The organism is Bradyrhizobium diazoefficiens (genome assembly GCF_016616885.1).
Lineage (GTDB): Bacteria > Pseudomonadota > Alphaproteobacteria > Rhizobiales > Xanthobacteraceae > Bradyrhizobium > Bradyrhizobium diazoefficiens_F.
In genome coordinates this window covers 4,249,994-4,265,394 of the sequence record NZ_CP067102.1, presented here as the reverse complement: position 1 = coordinate 4,265,394, position 15,401 = coordinate 4,249,994, and the positions used below count along the sequence as shown (strand labels likewise).

Genomic DNA, 15,401 nt, shown 5'->3' with positions numbered 1-15,401 from the left:
AGATGTTGGATGCACTGCCGATCCGGAGTTCTACAGCTCCCGCGCCACGCCAGGCAGCGCCGGCACGAAACGGACCTCGACGAGTTCCTTGCGTTCGATCCCGGCTTCGGTCCGATTGAGCCGGATCAACGTCTGCACGCCCTGATGCGGGCCGACCGGCGCAATCAGGATGCCGCCGACCTCGAGCCGCTCGACCAGGTTCTCCGGAATCTGCTCCACTGCGGCGGTGACGATGATGCGGTCGAACGGGCCGATGTTCGGCGGCAGATTGAGACCGTCGCCGAGCATCACCTCGACATTGTGACAGCCGAGCTTTTCGAGCCTGGCGCGTGCAGCATCCGCGAGCTTGCGGTAGCGCTCGACCGTCAGCACCTCGCGCGCGAGCTTCGACAGCACGGCGGCCTGATAGCCGGAGCCTGCGCCGATCTCGAGCACGCGGTGGGTCTTCTGGAGCTGAAGCTGCTCGGTCATGTAGGCGACGACGAAAGGCTGGCTGATGGTCTGTCCGCAGGCGATCGGCAGCGCGCTGTCACGGTAGGCGCCATCGCGATCAGCCTCGTCGACGAACAGGTCGCGCGGCACCTCCTCCATGGTCCGCAGCACGGTTTGATCGCTGATGCCGCGACGCCTCAGCGTGAGCTGAAACATCATCTTTTCCGGCGGGGGCTGATTGGAGGTCATCGCTGCTTATATCGTCTCGTCAGAGGGCCGGATCGGTGCACGCGTCGCTCAGGCCCGGGCAAGAATCCTGTTCCTGCTCAGGAACCTATGATAGCCTTTTGCTGCGGTATTTGACCACAAATTGGCTTGCAGCGGGCCGGCCGCAAACGCCATTTTCGGGCGCCCGCTGGCCGAAACGCGCATTGCGTCGATTCGTGTTATCTGCGAACGTTTTCCGGAGATGGGCAAGGACTCAACGACAATGACCGCGACCGGGCTTTCGGGCCGCTCTGTATTCCTCGTCGAGGACGAGGTCATGATCAGAATGATGGTCGCGGATATGCTGGAGGAGCTCGGTTACAAGGTCGCGGCTGAAGCGGGCGAGATCAACGAGGCCCTGCGGCTGGCCCAGGACACCGAGTTCGATATCGCCATCCTCGACGTCAACGTCAACGGCAAGGTCATCTCGCCGGTTGCCGATCTCATCAGGGACAAGGGCTGCCCCTTCATCTTTGCCACGGGCTACGGCTCGTCGGGCCTGCCCGAGCAATATCGCGACCGGCCGGCGCTGCAGAAGCCGTTTCAGCTCGACGCACTCGGCAAGACCATCGAAGCCGCGCTTCGCGCCGGCTAGCCGCTACTTGAGCGTCGCGCTGAGCTCTTCGGAAAACGCTTCATTGGTGCGGTCGAGCCGAAGTGGCGTGACCGAGACGTAGCGCTCGCGCAGCGCCGCGAGATCGGTGCCGTCGGCCGGCGTGTCCATCATTGCTGCGCGTTCGAAGCCGATCCAGAAATAGGGATTGTTGCGGCCGTCCCTGCGCTCGTCGATCCTGAGGAAGCCGAGATTGCGCTTGCCCTGCCGCGTGACGCGAATGCCTAGCACGTCCTCCGGCGCGCAAGACGGGAAGTTGACGTTGATGACGGTGTCCTTCGGGATGCCGGCCTTGATCACCTTGCGCAGGATGTCGGGACCGAATTTGCGCGCGGTGTCCCACGGCGGCCGCTCGCGCGTCTCGACGCTGAATTCCTGCGACAGCGCGAACGACGGGATGCCCAGAATGGTGCCTTCGAGCGCGCCGGCGATGGTACCGGAGTAGACCACGTCCTCTGCAACGTTGCGGCCCTTGTTGACGCCGGAGAGCACGACATCGGGCAGCTTGGCGCCGAGGATATGGCGCGCGCCCATGATGACGCAGTCGGTCGGCGTGCCGCGCACCGCGAAGTGCCGAGGCCCGACGTCGCGCAGGCGCAGGGGATCGTTCAGCGACAGCGAATGCGACACGCCGGACTGATCGAGCTCAGGCGCCACCACCCAGACATCGTCGGACAGCGCGCGTGCGATCTCCTCCACGACCTTGAGGCCGGGAGCGTGGATGCCGTCGTCATTGGTACAGAGAATGCGCATGCCGGTGGTCGATTCCTGAGCTGGGGTCAGGCCGTCTTATCCGGCTATGGCGGATCAGGCAAACCGGCTTCGGCGCAGATCTCACCCGTAATCCCTGCTCATCGCCGCAGCGCAGCAATTGATCCCACGCGGACGCGCCATTGCGGCAGGAAGCGCGCGAGCTTGCCCTCCGCGCGCAGATGCATCGCCGGTACTACTGGGGCTGATGACGGGTGTCTCGATCGCACCGAGCGCCTTCAGCTGCGCAATGAACGGGGCCGACACGGGTGTCTCCGGAAAGCGCTCACGTGCGATCGTCACCGCTTTGTCAAAATCCTCGACATTGACGCCCGGCTTGGCGCGCCGGCTTTGCACATACGTGTCGTCCCAGAGCCGCGCGATGTCGATGTCCAGCACGCCACGCAAGCGCTGGTCGACGGCCTGGATGCCGGTACCGGTCACAGCCCATTGTCGGCCGACCCAGAAGACGTCGCGGTGCAAGGCCATGGACGGTGATTTCGCGTTCGCTGGTCACCATCAAGATAGCGGGCCGCCCGATCTTCGCAACCAAACGTTCTGCCGCAACATCGTATAATCACGCTTTACTCGCGCGCGACCACCTTCAACCCGCCCATATAAGGCTGAAGCACGCTCGGGACGGCAATCGAGCCGTCCTCCTGCTGATAGGTCTCCATGACGGCGATCAGCGCGCGGCCGACCGCCGTGCCCGAGCCGTTCAGCGTGTGCACGAAGCGCGGCTTGCCGTCCGGCCCCCGCGAGCGCGCATCCATCCGCCGCGCCTGGAAATCGCCGCAGACCGAGCAGCTGGAGATTTCGCGGAACATGCCGCTCTCGCCCTGCCCGGGCATCCATACTTCGATGTCATAGGTTTTCTGCGACGAAAAACCCATATCCCCTGCGCAGAGCGTCATGACGCGATAATGCAGGTCGAGCTTCTGCAGCACCTGCTCGGCGCAGGACAGCATCCGCTCCAGCTCGTCCTTGCTGGTTTCAGGCGTCGTGATCGAGACCAGCTCGACCTTGGTGAACTGATGCTGGCGGATCATGCCGCGGGTGTCGCGCCCCGCAGCGCCCGCTTCGGCACGGAAGCACGGCGTCAGCGCGGTAAGCCGCATCGGCAGTTGCTTCTCGTCGAGAATGGATTCGCGCGCGAGGTTGGTGAGCGAGACTTCGGCCGTCGGGATCAGACCGAGGCGCTCGGTCTTGAGCCGCTCATGATCGGGCGACGCAAGAAGCTCGCCCTTGATCGCCCAGAACTGGTCGTCCTCGAACTTCGGCAACTGGCCGGTGCCGAACATCACCTCGTTGCGCACCAGGAGCGGCGGGTTGATCTCGGTGTAGCCGTGCTCATTCGTGTGCAGGTCGAGCATGAACTGCCCGATCGCGCGCTCAAGGCGCGCCAGCCCCTTCTTCAGCACCACGAAGCGCGCGCCGGAGAGTTTTGCCGCCGCCTCGAAATCCATGTAGCCGAGCGCGGTGCCGAGATCGTCATGCAGCTTCGGCGCAAAACCGTAGTTGCGACTGACACCGAACACGTGGTGCTGGACATTGCCGTGCTCATCGACGCCGTCGGGCACTTCATCGAACGGAATGTTCGGGATCGCGGACAGCTCTTTGGTCAGCTCCTCGTCTGCAGCCTTCGCCGCGGCCTCGAGCTCCGGCATCGTGGTCTTGAGCTCGGCAACCTCGGCCATCAGCTTGGCGGCACGCGCCTCGTCCTTGGCCTTCTTGGCGTCGCCGATTTCCTTGGACGCCGCATTGCGCCGCGCCTGTGCCTGCTCGGAAGCCAAGATCGACGCCCGCCGACGCTCATCGATCGCGAGCAGCGACGCCGACAGCGGCTTCAGACCCCGCCGGGCAAGGCCGGCGTCGAAAGCTTGCGGATTGTCGCGGATCGATTTGATGTCGTGCATGGCGGCGGTCCTAAGGCAGTGTGCAAACCTGCAAATCCGGGATTTGCATTCATGCAAATGGTTTGTCCACCTAGCACAGCTGTCATCATCCGCGAAGGCGGATGATCCAGTATTCCAGAGGCGCCAGTGATTCCTCGATAGGCCGCGGCGTACTGGATTCCCCGCTTCCGCGGGGAATGACACCGAGCGTGCGGCCCCTACTCGGCCGGGTTGGCGTCCGACGAGGCGCCGGTGGTCGAGGATGCCTGCGAGGCGGCGGCCTTCTTCTCCACCATCGAGACTGCGATGATCGAGCCCTCGTAGAGCGCGAGCAGGGGAATCGCAAGCGAGCACTGGCTGAGGATGTCCGGCGGCGTCAGGACGGCCGCGATGATGAAGGCGAGCACGATGAAATAGCGGCGTTTTTCACGCAGCATCTTTGACGTGATGATGCCGATCCGCCCGAGCAGCGTCAGGATCACCGGCAGCTGGAAGGCGATGCCGAAGGCGAAGATCAGCGACATCATCAGCGACAAATATTCGCCGACCTTGGGCAGAAGCTGAATCTGCGCGGTCTCGTCGCTGCCGGCCTGCTGCATGCCGAGCGAGAAGCGCACCAGCATCGGCAGCACGACGAAATAGACCAGCGCCGCGCCCAGCACGAAGAAGAACGGGGTTGCGACCAGATATGGCAGGAAGGCCTGCTTCTCATGCTTATAGAGGCCGGGCGCCACGAACTTGTAGATCTGGGTGGCGACGATCGGGAACGAGATGAAGCCGGCACCGAAGAGCGCGAGCTTGAGCTGGGTGATGAAATATTCCAGCAGCGCCGTATAGATGAATTTCGAATTGTCGGCGCCTGCGACCCACACGAACGGCCAGACCAGCACGTTGTAGATCTGCTTGGCGAAGAAGAAGCAGAAGATGAAGGCCAGGCCGAATCCGAGCAGCGCCTTGATCAGCCGCGACCGCAGCTCGATCAAATGGTCCATCAGCGGGGCTTTGCTGGCCTCGATATCGGCGTCGCTCATGACGCTTTGGCGTCCTTGATCGCTTCGGGCGCGGTGTCCTGTGTAACAGTGTCCTGCGCAACCGGTATCTGCTCGACCTCACGGGTGATGGCGAGCGGCTCGTTCACGGCCGCATGCGCCTCGGCTTCCACGAACGTTTCCGGAGTCGGCGCTTCAGGCGTGGTCGGACTTGCCGGTGGCTCGACAACAGTCATCGCGGTCGACGCCTCGGCCGGCTTGTCGAGCGCATCGACGCGTAGTGCGTCGCTGACGTCCTTCTGCAGCGAGGTCATCAGACCGCCGCCGGTCAAGCCGGAAGCAGCTTCCTTGACCTCGTCAAAGCTCTTCTTGAGGTCGGCCATCTCGGCCTCGCGCATGGCTTCCTGGAACTGCCCCTGGAATTCGGCGGCCATCTTGCGGGCCTTGCCCATCCAGTGGCCGACCATGCGCAGCACGCCCGGCAGCTCTTTCGGGCCAATGGCGACCAGGGCCACGACCCCGATCAAAACCAGCTCACTCCACCCGATGTCGAACATGACGTCTTCCGTTCACGCGAAGCCACGACCGGCCCAATCCCTCACGCGCAGGATCGGGTCCGTTTCCCGCGTCTCGCGTGCTCCTGGCTCAGACGGCCTTGCTGCCGACGTCGGATCGCGCCGCGGTCGGCGCGGCATTGTGCTCGATGGACTTCGAGGGCTCCTGCTTCTCGGCGGGCTTGTCGTCGTCCTGCATGCCCTTCTTGAAGGCCTTGATGCCCTGCGCCACGTCGCCCATCAGATCCGAAATCTTGCCGCGGCCGAACAGCAGCAGGACCACTGCGATCACCAAGATCCAGTGCCAAATGCTAAGCGAACCCATCCTGCAACCCTCCAAACGCGCATGGCCGGGACCCGGCCGATCTTGACCGAAACGTAGGCTTCGCAGGCCTCAAAAACAAGGACCAAGGCAGCGCCAATTCGCTGTTGGCGCTACGTAATCTTGCCTAGTGTTAACTGGTCGCAGGGGATCCGCCAAAGGGCCGCAGGATCACTCCTCGCTTCTGCCCTCGCCGCCCTCATTGCCGCCTTCCGGCGGTGTTTCGGGCTCGACCGCCGGCGCCAGTGTCAGATCGAGGTCCTCGCCCGGTTCCAGCGGATCCTCGTCCTCGCGCAGCTGCGGGTCATCCGACGGCGTCGGCACGCTGAAGCCGGTCGGCAGGCGCGAATCCAGCAGACCTGTGCCCTTCAGCTCTTCCAGGCCCGGCAGATCGCCAAGCTGTTCCAGGGTGAACTGCGACAGGAAGTCCTCGGTGGTTCCGAAGGTCAGCGGGCGGCCGGGCGTCTTGCGACGGCCGCGCGGCTTGATCCAGCCGGTCTCCAGCAGCACGTCGAGCGTGCCCTTGGAGGTCACCACGCCGCGGATCTCTTCGATCTCGGCCCGTGTTACCGGCTGGTGGTAGGCGATGATCGCCAGCACCTCGATCGCCGCACGCGACAAGCGGCGGGTCTCGGTGCTCTCGCGCGTCATCAGCCAGGCGAGATCGCCGGCCGTGCGGAACGTCCATTTGTTGGCGACCCGCACCAGGTTCACGCCGCGCAAGGCGTAGTCGGCCTGGAGTTGCTCGAGCGCAGCCTTGACGTCGACGCCCTCGGGCATGCGCTTGGCGAGCGTCGCCGTGTCCAGTGGTTCATTCGAAGCAAACAGCAGCGCTTCCAGCAGCCGCAATTCTTCGGGACGTGCCTGGGATTCGTTCTCCATCGGCTCGGCCTCTTCTACCCGCACTTCAGCCAGGCTTGCCATGGCAGCTTCTCCTTCTTGCACTTAACCGACCGGCGCATCGGGCGCAGGAGCTGCGTCCACGACCGGTTTCGGGCGCCCTTTCCGGAAATAGATGGGCGCAAACGCCTGTTTCTGGTTCAGCTCGAGCTGACCTTCACGCACCAGCTCGAGCGCGGCGGCGAAGCTCGAGGCGAACACCGTCGCGCGCTGCGTCGGGTCGGCGACGTGACGGATCAGGAAATCGTCGAGCACGCCCCAATCGTCCTGCTCGGTGATGCTCCCGACCAGCCGCTCCAGCGTGGCGCGCGCCTCGGCCAGCGACCACACCGTGCGCTTGGCCAGATGCACGCTCGCCAGCACGCGCGACTGGCGCTGCGAGGCATAGGCCGTGAGCAGGTCGTACAGCGTCGCGGTATATTTCGGATGCCGGATCTCGGCGATCTGCTCCGGCTCGCCGCGCGGGAAGATGTCCCGCTGTAGCTGCGGCCTGTTCATCAGCCGGTTGGCGGCTTCGCGAATGGCTTCCAGGCGGCGCAGCCGGTTGGCGAGCGCAGTTGCCATTTCCTCGGCGCTCGGACCCTCCGCACTCGGCGGCTCCGGCAGCAGCAGGCGCGACTTCAGGAAGGCCAGCCAGGCCGCCATGACGAGATAGTCCGCGGCAAGCTCAAGCCGGATCTTTCGCGCAGCTTCGATGAAGTGAAGGTACTGGTCCGCCAGCGCCAGGATCGAGATCTTGGCAAGATCGACCTTCTGCTGCCGCGCCAGCGCGAGCAGAAGGTCGAGCGGGCCTTCATAGCCCTCGACGTCAACCACCAACGCCGGCTCGCCCTCGGCCAGCTCTGCGGGCCGCCCGGTTTCAAACGATAGGATTTCTGCGGTCATGCGGATGCCGTGGTTGCGGTCAATGCGTCCAGTTCCGCATTGTCATTGCTGTGGCGCGTCGTGTCGCAGCCGGCCGCGAACATGGCGCGAATTCGCTCGGCGATGCCTCCCGCCAGCGCGTTCATCGACACGTCATCACTCATTAACAAACCCTGGAACCCGATTGCGCGGCGAATCACCCGAGCAATCATTGTCGCAGAAGTCGTCACCGGATGGGCGGGATCGGCAGCGCCATCCACGGGAATGCTGAGACCGCCGAGATTGGCCGCGGCGACCCTCGTGACCGTCAATTCCCTAAGCAGCACCGTGACTTGCGTGGAAACTTCGATGCTACGCCTGAAGGGATTGAAGTCCCATGGGCATTGGGCGCGGCCAAACGTCCGCTCGGCGGCGGTCAGTTCCGTTCCGGATACGCCGGTATCGAAGGCCCGCGTGCTCATAGGGCCGATTAACCCCGCCCCGGGAGAGGGTCAAGGAAACGGCCGCTAATTCCTCTGGACGAAGCAGGACGGCAGGCCAGCCGACTTCAGATTGTTGCAGGCCTGCACCGCCTCGTCCGCCGAGCCATACGGTCCGGCGAAGGCGCGGTAGACGATACCTTTGCCCTTATCGGTCAGATCGACGCGCTTGATAACCGGCGAGCGGCCGCCGAGGACGCTGCCATATTTGCTCTGCAGCACCCGGTAGGACGCGGCGGCACTATCCTCGCTCTGCTGCGAGGAAACCTGCACGACGAAGCCGCCACCGCCACTGGGCGCGGGTGCAATTTGGGTCGGATTGTTCGCGGCCATACGCTGCGGCGGTTCGGCTTGCGGCGCCAGCGAGAGCGGCTGGTTGGCGCTGGCATTGGCCGAGGTCGGCGGCGTACGCGGCGGAGCCGGTGCGGCGACCGGCTTCGGCGGCGCGGCCGGCTTGGCCGCTGACTGTGCGGCGGCCTGTGGCACGGCGCTGTCGGTCTGGTCGCCCTTGACAGCCACGGTCTTGATCGAGCGCGGCGCGGCGTTCGGCATCGTCCCGTTGCTCGGGGTCGGACCGGCATTCGACGGCGGAATGGCGGACGGCGACACGCTCGCAACCGGCGGCGGATTCGCATTTGGGTTCAGCGGCGGAAACACCACGCGCGGACCAGCCGCCTTGGCGTTGACGTCGACGGGCGCTTCCTCGCGCGGCACGATCTTCTCGCTGCCGTCACCGCTCACCATGCGGTCGGGCACCTTGGCCGACGAATCCGACGGCGCCGGCACGATCTTGGTCGGCGTGTTGTCGGCCTTGATGATCGGCGGCTCGCCGCTGCGGGGCGATCCGATATAGGTCTTGTAGGCGAAGGCAGCGCCAGTTCCGACCACGGCCAGCGCGAGGATCGCGGCGACGGTCATCATGCCGCCGCGCGACTTCCTGGGCTCGTCGAGATCGGCCTCGGGATAATCGCTCTGGAACGCGTAAGGATCGTCCGGATAGGCCGGCTCTCGCTGAAAATCCTGCTCACCCGACTCCAGCCGCCCGTAGAGCGCGTCGTCGTAGCGCGCCGGATCGGGCTGCTCGTACGGCGCCTCGTAGGCTTGCTCCTGGGCCTGCTCCGGATGCTGGTAGGCCTGATGCTGGTAAGTCTGATCCTGGTAGGCGCGGTCCTGATAGGCCTGCGGCTGTTGAAACTCAGGCTCCGGCGCAGCCGGCTGGGCTGAATAGCGATGCAGCGGATGAACGGGATTCACGGCGACGGGGTAGTCAGGCTCGGACGCCGGCTGCGGTTGCACGTTGGCGCGCCGCATCCATGACGGCGGACCCGGTTGAGGCGCGGCGGCCTGCTCGGCGTAATCCTGCTGATAGCCGTCCTGCGAATAACTGTCGTCCTGATAAGCTGGCGTTGCTGCCGGCTGCGCACCTGGACGACCTTGCGCTGCGAACGGATCGGTCTGTCCGATCAGGCGGGCGAGCTCGGCCAAGGGATCGTTCTCCGCCTTGCCATGCTGATCGCCACCGCGACCATAGTCATCGGAGGGAAACGGTCTGTTCTGATATCGTTCGGCCATCGTGATGATGCGTCCCTTCGGGAAAGCCGCGCGCCCCTCGACCAAGGCACGGCTTTCGACCCACAAGGCTTTCAACCAAGTCTAAGCGATCCGGCTTCTGCCGGTACCCCCCAATATTCCCCTTAAGTAGTTCGCCCCAAACTACCGCATCTCGTCCGGAGCATGGACGCCGAGGATGGCGAGGCCCGATGCCAGGACAGAGACGACGCCCTGGACCATGGCCAGTCGCGCCTTCGTTAGATCTGCATCATTATTGATAATGAAGCGTAAATAGGGCAAATCGCGCCCCTTCGTCCAAAGTGCGTGAAATTCGCTCGCTAAGTCATAGAGATAAAAGGCAATACGGTGCGGCTCGTGCGCTGCGGCGGCGGCTTCCAGCATGCGCGGATAAATTGCGAGGCGCTTGAGAAGATCGAGTTCCACCGGGTCGGACAGCCGTTCCACGGCCGACTCGCTGAGCCAGGCGATCCTCTTGCCCGAGTCCCCCGGCAGTTCCGGGAACACTTCGGTCCGCGCGTTGCGGAAGATCGAGTGGCCGCGGGCGTGGCCGTATTGAACGTAGAACACCGGGTTGTCGCGCGACTGCTCCATGACCTTGGCGAGGTCGAAGTCGAGCACCGCGTCGTTCTTGCGGTAGAGCATCATGAAGCGGACGGCGTCCTGGCCGACTTCATCCACCACCTCACGCAAGGTGACGAAGTCCCCGCTCCGCTTGGACATTTTCACAGGCTCGCCATTGCGCAGCAGTTTTACGAGCTGGACAATCTTGACGTCGAGCGCGCCCATGCCGGAGGTCGTCGCCTTCACCGCCGCCTGCATGCGCTTGATGTAGCCGCCATGATCTGCGCCCCAGACATCGATCATCTCCGCAAAACCACGGTCGAACTTGTTCTTGTGGTAGGCGATGTCGGAGGCGAAATAGGTATAGGAATTGTCCGACTTGATCAGCGGACGATCGACGTCGTCGCCGTAGGCGGTCGCCTTGAAAAGCAGCTGTTCGCGGTCTTCCCAGTCCTCGACCGGCGCGCCCTTCGGCGGCGGCAGGCGGCCTTCATAGATGTCGCCCTTGGCCTTCAGGAAATCGATGGTTTCGGCGACCTTATTGTTATTGTTGCCGGTCTCGATCAGCGAGCGCTCCGAGAAGAACACGTCGTGGCGGATGTTGAGCGCGGCGAGATCGTCCTTGATCTCGTCCATCATCATCGCGATCGCCTTGGCCCGCACCGTCGGCAGCCATTGCGCCTCGCTCATCGCGAGCAGCTTGTCGCCGTACTCCTTCGCCAGCGCTGCACCCACCGGCTTCAGGTAGTCGCCGGGATAGAGGCCTTCAGGGATCGCACCGATGTCCTCGCCAAGCGCCTCGCGGTACCTGAGAAAGGCGGAACGCGCGAGCACATCGACCTGAGCGCCGGCATCGTTGATGTAATATTCGCGGGTGACGTCGTGGCCGCCGAACTGAAGCAGGCTTGCCAGCGCGTCACCGAACACGGCGCCGCGGCAATGGCCGACATGCATCGGCCCGGTCGGATTGGCGGAGACGTATTCGACGTTGACCTTGGAGCCGCCGCGGACGCGGCCGTAATCGGCGCCCTCGCGCAGCACCGTCCGCAGCGCCTCGGCCCAGGCGGCGGGCTTCAGCGACAGATTGATGAAGCCGGGACCGGCGACGTCGACCTTGGCGATCAGCGCATCCGTGCGAAGCCGCTCGGCGATCCGCTCGGCGAGGTCACGAGGCTTTGCCTTTGCCTCTTTCGCAAGCACCATGGCGGCGTTGGTCGCCATGTCACCATGGGTCGCATCGCGCGGCGGCTCGACGACCACGCGCGAGAAATCGATGCCCTCGGGCCAGCTGGCTTCCGCTGCGAGCGCCCGGCAGGCGGCGTGCACGCGTGCGAGCACGTCGGCGAACAAATGCGGTGCAGAGGATGTGTCGGGCATGGGCGCCGCCTAACGCAAATCCGGGGTCGAGTCAAAGAGCCGCTGGTGCTCGGTCAGGGCGAAGCGGTCGGTCATTCCGGCAATGAAATTGCCGATCCGGCGGGCCCGGTCGCCCTCATCGTCCGCCTCCGCCCCGACCAACCATTCCGGCGGGAGGTCGGCCGGCGATGTCAGGTACTTTGCGAACAGGTCGAACAGGATCTGTTCCGCCTCCGCCATCACCCGCATCACCCGCTTGTGGCGGTACATGTGCCCATAGAGAAATCGCTTGATGGCGGCCTCCTCCTCGGCGGCCTCGGCCGGGAAAGCGATCAGCGCCCGGCTCTGCTGGCGCACGTCCTGGGCCGATTGCGGGCTGACGCCGACAATGTTCTTCTGGGCTTCAGCAAACACCGCTCCGATCAGATGCGAGATCAGCTCGCGCACGAGCTCAGCCCCGCGCCTGACTTCTTCGAGGTCGGGATAGTGCGCCGAGGTCTCGGCAATGATCTCCGCAGTGAGCGGCATCACCTTGAGATCATCGAGGTGGAACAGGCCGGCGCGCAGGCCGTCGTCGATATCGTGGGCATCGTAGGCAATGTCATCGGCAATCGCAGCAACCTGGGCCTCCAGCGAGGCGAAGCTCCAGAGTTCGAGATCGTAGGTCTTGATATAGTCGGCGATGCCGACGGGGACGCCATGGTCGCGATAGCGCCCGACCGGCGCGCCGCTGCGATCGGTCAGCGGACCGTTGTGCTTGACGATGCCCTCGAGCGACTCCCAGGTCAGGTTCAGCCCGTCGAACTCGGGATAGCGGTGCTCCAGCGAGCCGACGACGCGGAGTGCCTGGGCGTTGTGGTCGAAGCCGCCGAAATCCTTCAGGCAGGCGTCCAGCGCCCGCTCGCCGGCATGGCCGAATGGCGGATGGCCGAGGTCGTGGGCGAGCGCCAGGGTTTCCGTGAGATCCTCGTCGAGCCCAAGCTGGCGCGCCAGCGCGCGGGCAATCTGCGCCACCTCCAGCGAATGGGTCAGCCGGGTGCGGTAATGGTCGCCCTCATGGAACACGAACACCTGGGTCTTGTACTTCAGGCGGCGAAACGCGGTCGAATGGATCACGCGGTCGCAATCGCGCCGGAACGGGCTCCGGGTCCGGCTCGGGGGCTCGGCAAACAGCCGGCCACGGCTGCGATCGGGGTCGCAGGCATAGGGCGCACGGGGGGCTGCCATTCCGACGGACACGACGAATTTAGTCCCTATCCATTTGATTCTGCGTATCCTTGCACTTAACTATGCCGGACGCGGGATACCACATGAATTGGCCAAGTGAATCTGCCAAGTGAATTTGGTATGACCGCGGACCTATCGGAGACGGGCTATGACGACTGCTGTGACCATCAGTGACCGAGCCGCACGCCGGATTGGGGAGATCCTCAAGGGCGAAGGCATAGGCGCGATGCTGCGCATCTCGGTCGAGGGCGGCGGCTGCTCCGGCTTCCAATACAAGTTCGACATCGACCGCGACCGCACCGACGACGATCTCGTCATCGAGCAGGAGAACGCGGTGGTGCTGGTCGATTCCGCATCGCAGCCGTTTCTGGCGGGCTCGCAGGTCGACTTTGTCGACGATTTGATCGGCGCCTCGTTCCGCGTCAACAATCCCAACGCGACCGCGTCCTGCGGCTGCGGGACCAGCTTCTCGATCTAGCCGAAATCAAAATCTGCAAAACAACCCCATGCACAGTAGCCTGGAAGCCGGCGCGGCTCGTTTCGGCTTTTTCGAAAATCATTTGACGCGTCGGGCAAAACAGGGGTAAGGTACGATCATCGCGAGATCCCCCAGCTCGGCCGGCCTCCCCCGTCCGATGGTCCATAGCGCTGCCATTCATTCCAGAAAGTTCGGATCTCGCGAGGACGCGCCAGACACGGTTCCACACGCGAGCAGCAGAAGCTGCAGGCCATCGCTGCCGGTCCGGACACCGCCCGCCGTGGTCCAGAAGGGCACCAAATTCACGATGATGTAGTAATATTGGACGAATGCGATCGGACTGACGTAATCGTGCCCGGGGTCCGGCACGACTGCCGAACGGATCGCGCTCACGAGGCCGATCAGCACGACATTCCCCAGCACGCCGCCGAGCAGAAAGAGCAGCCTCGAAAGCCTGTTGACGATGGGCTGCGGATAGCACCGCACGAAGCCCGCACAAGGCACCGCACGCAGCTCAAATCGGGTTTCGCCGATTCGGCAGTGCCACAGCACTGGGCCGATGCCGATCGACACCAGTTGGACTGGAGCTGACAGGAGCACAGCGCACAGCATATGTCCAAATTCGTGGCACGCGATGCCGGCCGCCAGCCCGACGGCCGATGAAGCGAGGACGGCGGGAATCCGGTAGTCGCGAGTCAACACCCATACGCAGATCAGAACGGTCGCAAGACAAAGCAAAGCGACGAGCACGATCCATCGAGCCAGGCGATCCGCCGGCTCATGGGCTGCGGCCATTCTTGCTTCCTGCATCGAACGTTTTCTCCTCACCATCAAGGCTGCCCAGATGAGACGGTCGGCGCGAATCGATCGGGTCAGAATCTTGGTAACCGGTGTCTACTCAGTCGCCTTGTTCAGAAAGCTCTGTCCTGGCGCTTTGGACGTTCTGATTCCCCAATGGGTTCAACATTGGCCGCGCTGGGGACTTGCCAGGAAGAGTAACCGGACCCCCCTCCTGAAATCGAAGGCAGCGTCCGCGACGCATAGCGCCGGCAATCGCAGTTTTGCCGATTGCAGCGCACCGCTGGCTCCAGCATCATAGCGCCACGGCGAAGCAGTCGTTCCCATCTTCATCGGCCGTGGCGCGCCATTTTACGACCCGACGCCAGAGCACGCTGGAATATCCGGATTTGCGGTCGCCTTGCGCGCGAGCTATTTCCCGCTCTCGTCGGTAGCCGATGGAATGTGGCGTTGAAGGTCCATTCTGTCGTGCAGAATGCGAACAATTTCGATGGTCGTTTTGGTTGCAACCCGGTACATCAAGAAGTGACTTCCGCGCCGTCCGTGTCGCGCGATGTGGAGCGTGCGCAGACCCCGCATGATCTCGTCGCCGGCCCTGGACCCCGCAACGTCAGGGCCGTTCGCGAGTTCGGCGATCGCCCGAACGAGCGTGTCCCGATAGATTCGAGACTGTCGGGGGCCGAAATTCTCGGTGGTCCATTTCAGGATATTCGCAAAATCGAGCTCTGCGGCTCCGCCGAGACGAACACGCCATTTCTGCTCGGCCATGAGGTGACTATTCCGATGTTCGGGAAATAACCTTCTCCGAGAGATCATTCAAATAAGCGTGCAGGTCTCCTGCGGTTTCAAATTCCTTGAACTCGCCCCTCTCCAATGCGTCGATTCCGACGCGAGCGGCTGCCCGCAGGGCTTTCAGCCTGCTCGCATCCTCGGCTGCGCGTTGCTCCACAAGTCGCAATCCTTCGCGCAACACCTCGCTGGCGTTCTGATAGCGCCCGGACTTGACGAGGGTTTCAATAAGTTCTTCCTGCCGTTTCGTCAGCACAACGTTTTTGGTTGGCATCGACGTCCTCTCGGGCCATTCGAAACATGGGCAGCTATGGCATATTATGCCAGAGCCAATTCGTCGGCACAACCCTCCGATCGGCGTAGTGTCAGGCAGCCGCAGCGCATGAACATCGAGCAGCTCGCGCTTGGCGCCGTCGTCATGGCGCCACGGCGAAGCAGTAGTGCCATCTTCATCGGCCGTGGCGCGCCACTCACCCAAAAATACGATAGAAGACCCCAGGTTGAGCGCCGCTAGCGAGCCGCCCGCAGACGCATCGCTCAATGAAGTGTTAGGTG

At 63.7% G+C, this 15,401-nt stretch carries 16 protein-coding genes and 2 pseudogenes; 2 read left to right on the top strand and 16 right to left on the bottom strand.

The genetic code is table 11. The annotated features are described in order from the left end of the window. Nucleotides 1-30: 30 nt before the first annotated feature. Nucleotides 31-681 carry a protein-L-isoaspartate(D-aspartate) O-methyltransferase gene (locus JJC00_RS19885; RefSeq protein WP_200467671.1) on the bottom strand — a complete coding sequence of 217 codons (651 nt, stop codon included), beginning with the start codon at nucleotides 679-681 and terminating at the stop codon, nucleotides 31-33. Between the two features lie 241 nt (nucleotides 682-922). On the opposite strand from JJC00_RS19885, the gene JJC00_RS19880 reads away from it, so the two are divergent. Continuing rightward, the gene (locus JJC00_RS19880; protein WP_200467670.1) at nucleotides 923-1,294 is read left to right on the top strand and encodes a response regulator; all 372 of its coding nucleotides are present in this window, start codon (nucleotides 923-925) and stop codon (nucleotides 1,292-1,294) included. 3 nt (nucleotides 1,295-1,297) lie between these two features. Here the strand turns inward: JJC00_RS19880 and surE are convergent, their stop codons facing one another. From surE to JJC00_RS19820, 12 genes and pseudogenes are all read right to left on the bottom strand, one after another. Beyond that, nucleotides 1,298-2,065 (bottom strand): 5'/3'-nucleotidase SurE, encoded by a 768-nt coding sequence (surE, locus tag JJC00_RS19875; protein WP_200467669.1) that lies wholly within the window; start codon nucleotides 2,063-2,065, stop codon nucleotides 1,298-1,300. A 98-nt stretch (nucleotides 2,066-2,163) separates the two neighbouring features. Next, nucleotides 2,164-2,551: pseudogene (locus tag JJC00_RS19870) on the bottom strand (hypothetical protein). A 95-nt stretch (nucleotides 2,552-2,646) separates the two neighbouring features. Continuing rightward, entirely contained in the window at nucleotides 2,647-3,978 is a 1,332-nt protein-coding gene (gene serS, locus JJC00_RS19865; RefSeq protein WP_200467668.1) for a serine--tRNA ligase, read from the bottom strand. Between the two features lie 197 nt (nucleotides 3,979-4,175). Then, nucleotides 4,176-4,988, bottom strand: coding sequence for a twin-arginine translocase subunit TatC (gene tatC / locus JJC00_RS19860; RefSeq protein ID WP_200467667.1), 813 nt, complete (start codon nucleotides 4,986-4,988; stop codon nucleotides 4,176-4,178). Then, nucleotides 4,985-5,503 (bottom strand): Sec-independent protein translocase protein TatB, encoded by a 519-nt coding sequence (tatB, locus tag JJC00_RS19855; RefSeq protein WP_200467666.1) that lies wholly within the window; start codon nucleotides 5,501-5,503, stop codon nucleotides 4,985-4,987. Before tatB ends, tatC begins: the two co-directional genes overlap by 4 nt. An 88-nt stretch (nucleotides 5,504-5,591) precedes the next feature. After that, nucleotides 5,592-5,825, bottom strand: a complete 234-nt coding sequence (locus JJC00_RS19850; RefSeq protein WP_027529733.1) for a twin-arginine translocase TatA/TatE family subunit — start codon at nucleotides 5,823-5,825, stop codon at nucleotides 5,592-5,594. A 168-nt stretch (nucleotides 5,826-5,993) separates the two neighbouring features. Further along, nucleotides 5,994-6,746 carry an SMC-Scp complex subunit ScpB gene (scpB, locus tag JJC00_RS19845; RefSeq protein WP_200467665.1) on the bottom strand — a complete coding sequence of 251 codons (753 nt, stop codon included), beginning with the start codon at nucleotides 6,744-6,746 and terminating at the stop codon, nucleotides 5,994-5,996. Nucleotides 6,747-6,767: 21 nt separating this feature from the next. Further along, the gene (locus JJC00_RS19840; protein ID WP_200467664.1) at nucleotides 6,768-7,607 is read right to left on the bottom strand and encodes a segregation and condensation protein A; all 840 of its coding nucleotides are present in this window, start codon (nucleotides 7,605-7,607) and stop codon (nucleotides 6,768-6,770) included. Nucleotides 7,608-7,615: 8 nt separating this feature from the next. Continuing rightward, nucleotides 7,616-7,846 (bottom strand): annotated as a pseudogene (locus tag JJC00_RS38985) (glycoside hydrolase family 3 N-terminal domain-containing protein); the annotation flags it as partial. A 246-nt stretch (nucleotides 7,847-8,092) separates the two neighbouring features. Then, nucleotides 8,093-9,637 carry an SPOR domain-containing protein gene (locus tag JJC00_RS19830; RefSeq protein ID WP_200474169.1) on the bottom strand — a complete coding sequence of 515 codons (1,545 nt, stop codon included), beginning with the start codon at nucleotides 9,635-9,637 and terminating at the stop codon, nucleotides 8,093-8,095. 141 nt (nucleotides 9,638-9,778) lie between these two features. After that, nucleotides 9,779-11,575: an arginine--tRNA ligase gene (gene argS / locus JJC00_RS19825; protein ID WP_200467663.1), complete on the bottom strand. Its 1,797-nt coding sequence runs from the start codon at nucleotides 11,573-11,575 to the stop codon at nucleotides 9,779-9,781. A 9-nt stretch (nucleotides 11,576-11,584) separates the two neighbouring features. Next, entirely contained in the window at nucleotides 11,585-12,793 is a 1,209-nt protein-coding gene (locus tag JJC00_RS19820) for a deoxyguanosinetriphosphate triphosphohydrolase (RefSeq protein ID WP_200467662.1), read from the bottom strand. Nucleotides 12,794-12,929: 136 nt separating this feature from the next. Between JJC00_RS19820 and erpA the strand changes: the two genes are divergently transcribed. Further along, nucleotides 12,930-13,259 (top strand): iron-sulfur cluster insertion protein ErpA, encoded by a 330-nt coding sequence (gene erpA, locus JJC00_RS19815; RefSeq protein WP_200467661.1) that lies wholly within the window; start codon nucleotides 12,930-12,932, stop codon nucleotides 13,257-13,259. A gap of 177 nt (nucleotides 13,260-13,436) precedes the next feature. On the opposite strand, the gene JJC00_RS19810 is transcribed toward erpA, so the two are convergent. The 3 genes from JJC00_RS19810 to JJC00_RS19800 form a co-directional block, all read right to left on the bottom strand. Beyond that, the gene (locus JJC00_RS19810; RefSeq protein ID WP_200467660.1) at nucleotides 13,437-14,054 is read right to left on the bottom strand and encodes a site-2 protease family protein; all 618 of its coding nucleotides are present in this window, start codon (nucleotides 14,052-14,054) and stop codon (nucleotides 13,437-13,439) included. Nucleotides 14,055-14,468: 414 nt separating this feature from the next. Then, nucleotides 14,469-14,825 carry a type II toxin-antitoxin system RelE/ParE family toxin gene (locus JJC00_RS19805; RefSeq protein WP_200467659.1) on the bottom strand — a complete coding sequence of 119 codons (357 nt, stop codon included), beginning with the start codon at nucleotides 14,823-14,825 and terminating at the stop codon, nucleotides 14,469-14,471. 7 nt (nucleotides 14,826-14,832) lie between these two features. Next, on the bottom strand, nucleotides 14,833-15,120 hold the full coding sequence (locus JJC00_RS19800; RefSeq protein ID WP_200474168.1) for a type II toxin-antitoxin system ParD family antitoxin: 288 nt from the start codon (nucleotides 15,118-15,120) through the stop codon (nucleotides 14,833-14,835). Between the last annotated feature and the right edge of the window lie 281 nt (nucleotides 15,121-15,401).

Excerpts from the sequence above, each read along its gene's own strand:
- argS (WP_200467663.1), bottom strand. The coding sequence starts at position 11,575 with ATGCCCGACACATCCTCTGCACCGCATTTGTTCGCCGACGTGCTCGCA.
- JJC00_RS19810 (WP_200467660.1), bottom strand. The coding sequence starts at position 14,054 with ATGGCCGCAGCCCATGAGCCGGCGGATCGCCTGGCTCGATGGATCGTG.
- JJC00_RS19880 (WP_200467670.1), top strand. The coding sequence starts at position 923 with ATGACCGCGACCGGGCTTTCGGGCCGCTCTGTATTCCTCGTCGAGGAC.
- surE (WP_200467669.1), bottom strand. The coding sequence starts at position 2,065 with ATGCGCATTCTCTGTACCAATGACGACGGCATCCACGCTCCCGGCCTC.
- JJC00_RS19850 (WP_027529733.1), bottom strand. The coding sequence starts at position 5,825 with ATGGGTTCGCTTAGCATTTGGCACTGGATCTTGGTGATCGCAGTGGTC.
- erpA (WP_200467661.1), top strand. The coding sequence starts at position 12,930 with ATGACGACTGCTGTGACCATCAGTGACCGAGCCGCACGCCGGATTGGG.
- tatB (WP_200467666.1), bottom strand. The coding sequence starts at position 5,503 with ATGTTCGACATCGGGTGGAGTGAGCTGGTTTTGATCGGGGTCGTGGCC.
- JJC00_RS19885 (WP_200467671.1), bottom strand. The coding sequence starts at position 681 with ATGACCTCCAATCAGCCCCCGCCGGAAAAGATGATGTTTCAGCTCACG.
- JJC00_RS19840 (WP_200467664.1), bottom strand. The coding sequence starts at position 7,607 with ATGACCGCAGAAATCCTATCGTTTGAAACCGGGCGGCCCGCAGAGCTG.
- scpB (WP_200467665.1), bottom strand. The coding sequence starts at position 6,746 with ATGGCAAGCCTGGCTGAAGTGCGGGTAGAAGAGGCCGAGCCGATGGAG.
- tatC (WP_200467667.1), bottom strand. The coding sequence starts at position 4,988 with ATGAGCGACGCCGATATCGAGGCCAGCAAAGCCCCGCTGATGGACCAT.
- serS (WP_200467668.1), bottom strand. The coding sequence starts at position 3,978 with ATGCACGACATCAAATCGATCCGCGACAATCCGCAAGCTTTCGACGCC.
- JJC00_RS19805 (WP_200467659.1), bottom strand. The coding sequence starts at position 14,825 with ATGGCCGAGCAGAAATGGCGTGTTCGTCTCGGCGGAGCCGCAGAGCTC.
- JJC00_RS19830 (WP_200474169.1), bottom strand. The coding sequence starts at position 9,637 with ATGGCCGAACGATATCAGAACAGACCGTTTCCCTCCGATGACTATGGT.
- JJC00_RS19800 (WP_200474168.1), bottom strand. The coding sequence starts at position 15,120 with ATGCCAACCAAAAACGTTGTGCTGACGAAACGGCAGGAAGAACTTATT.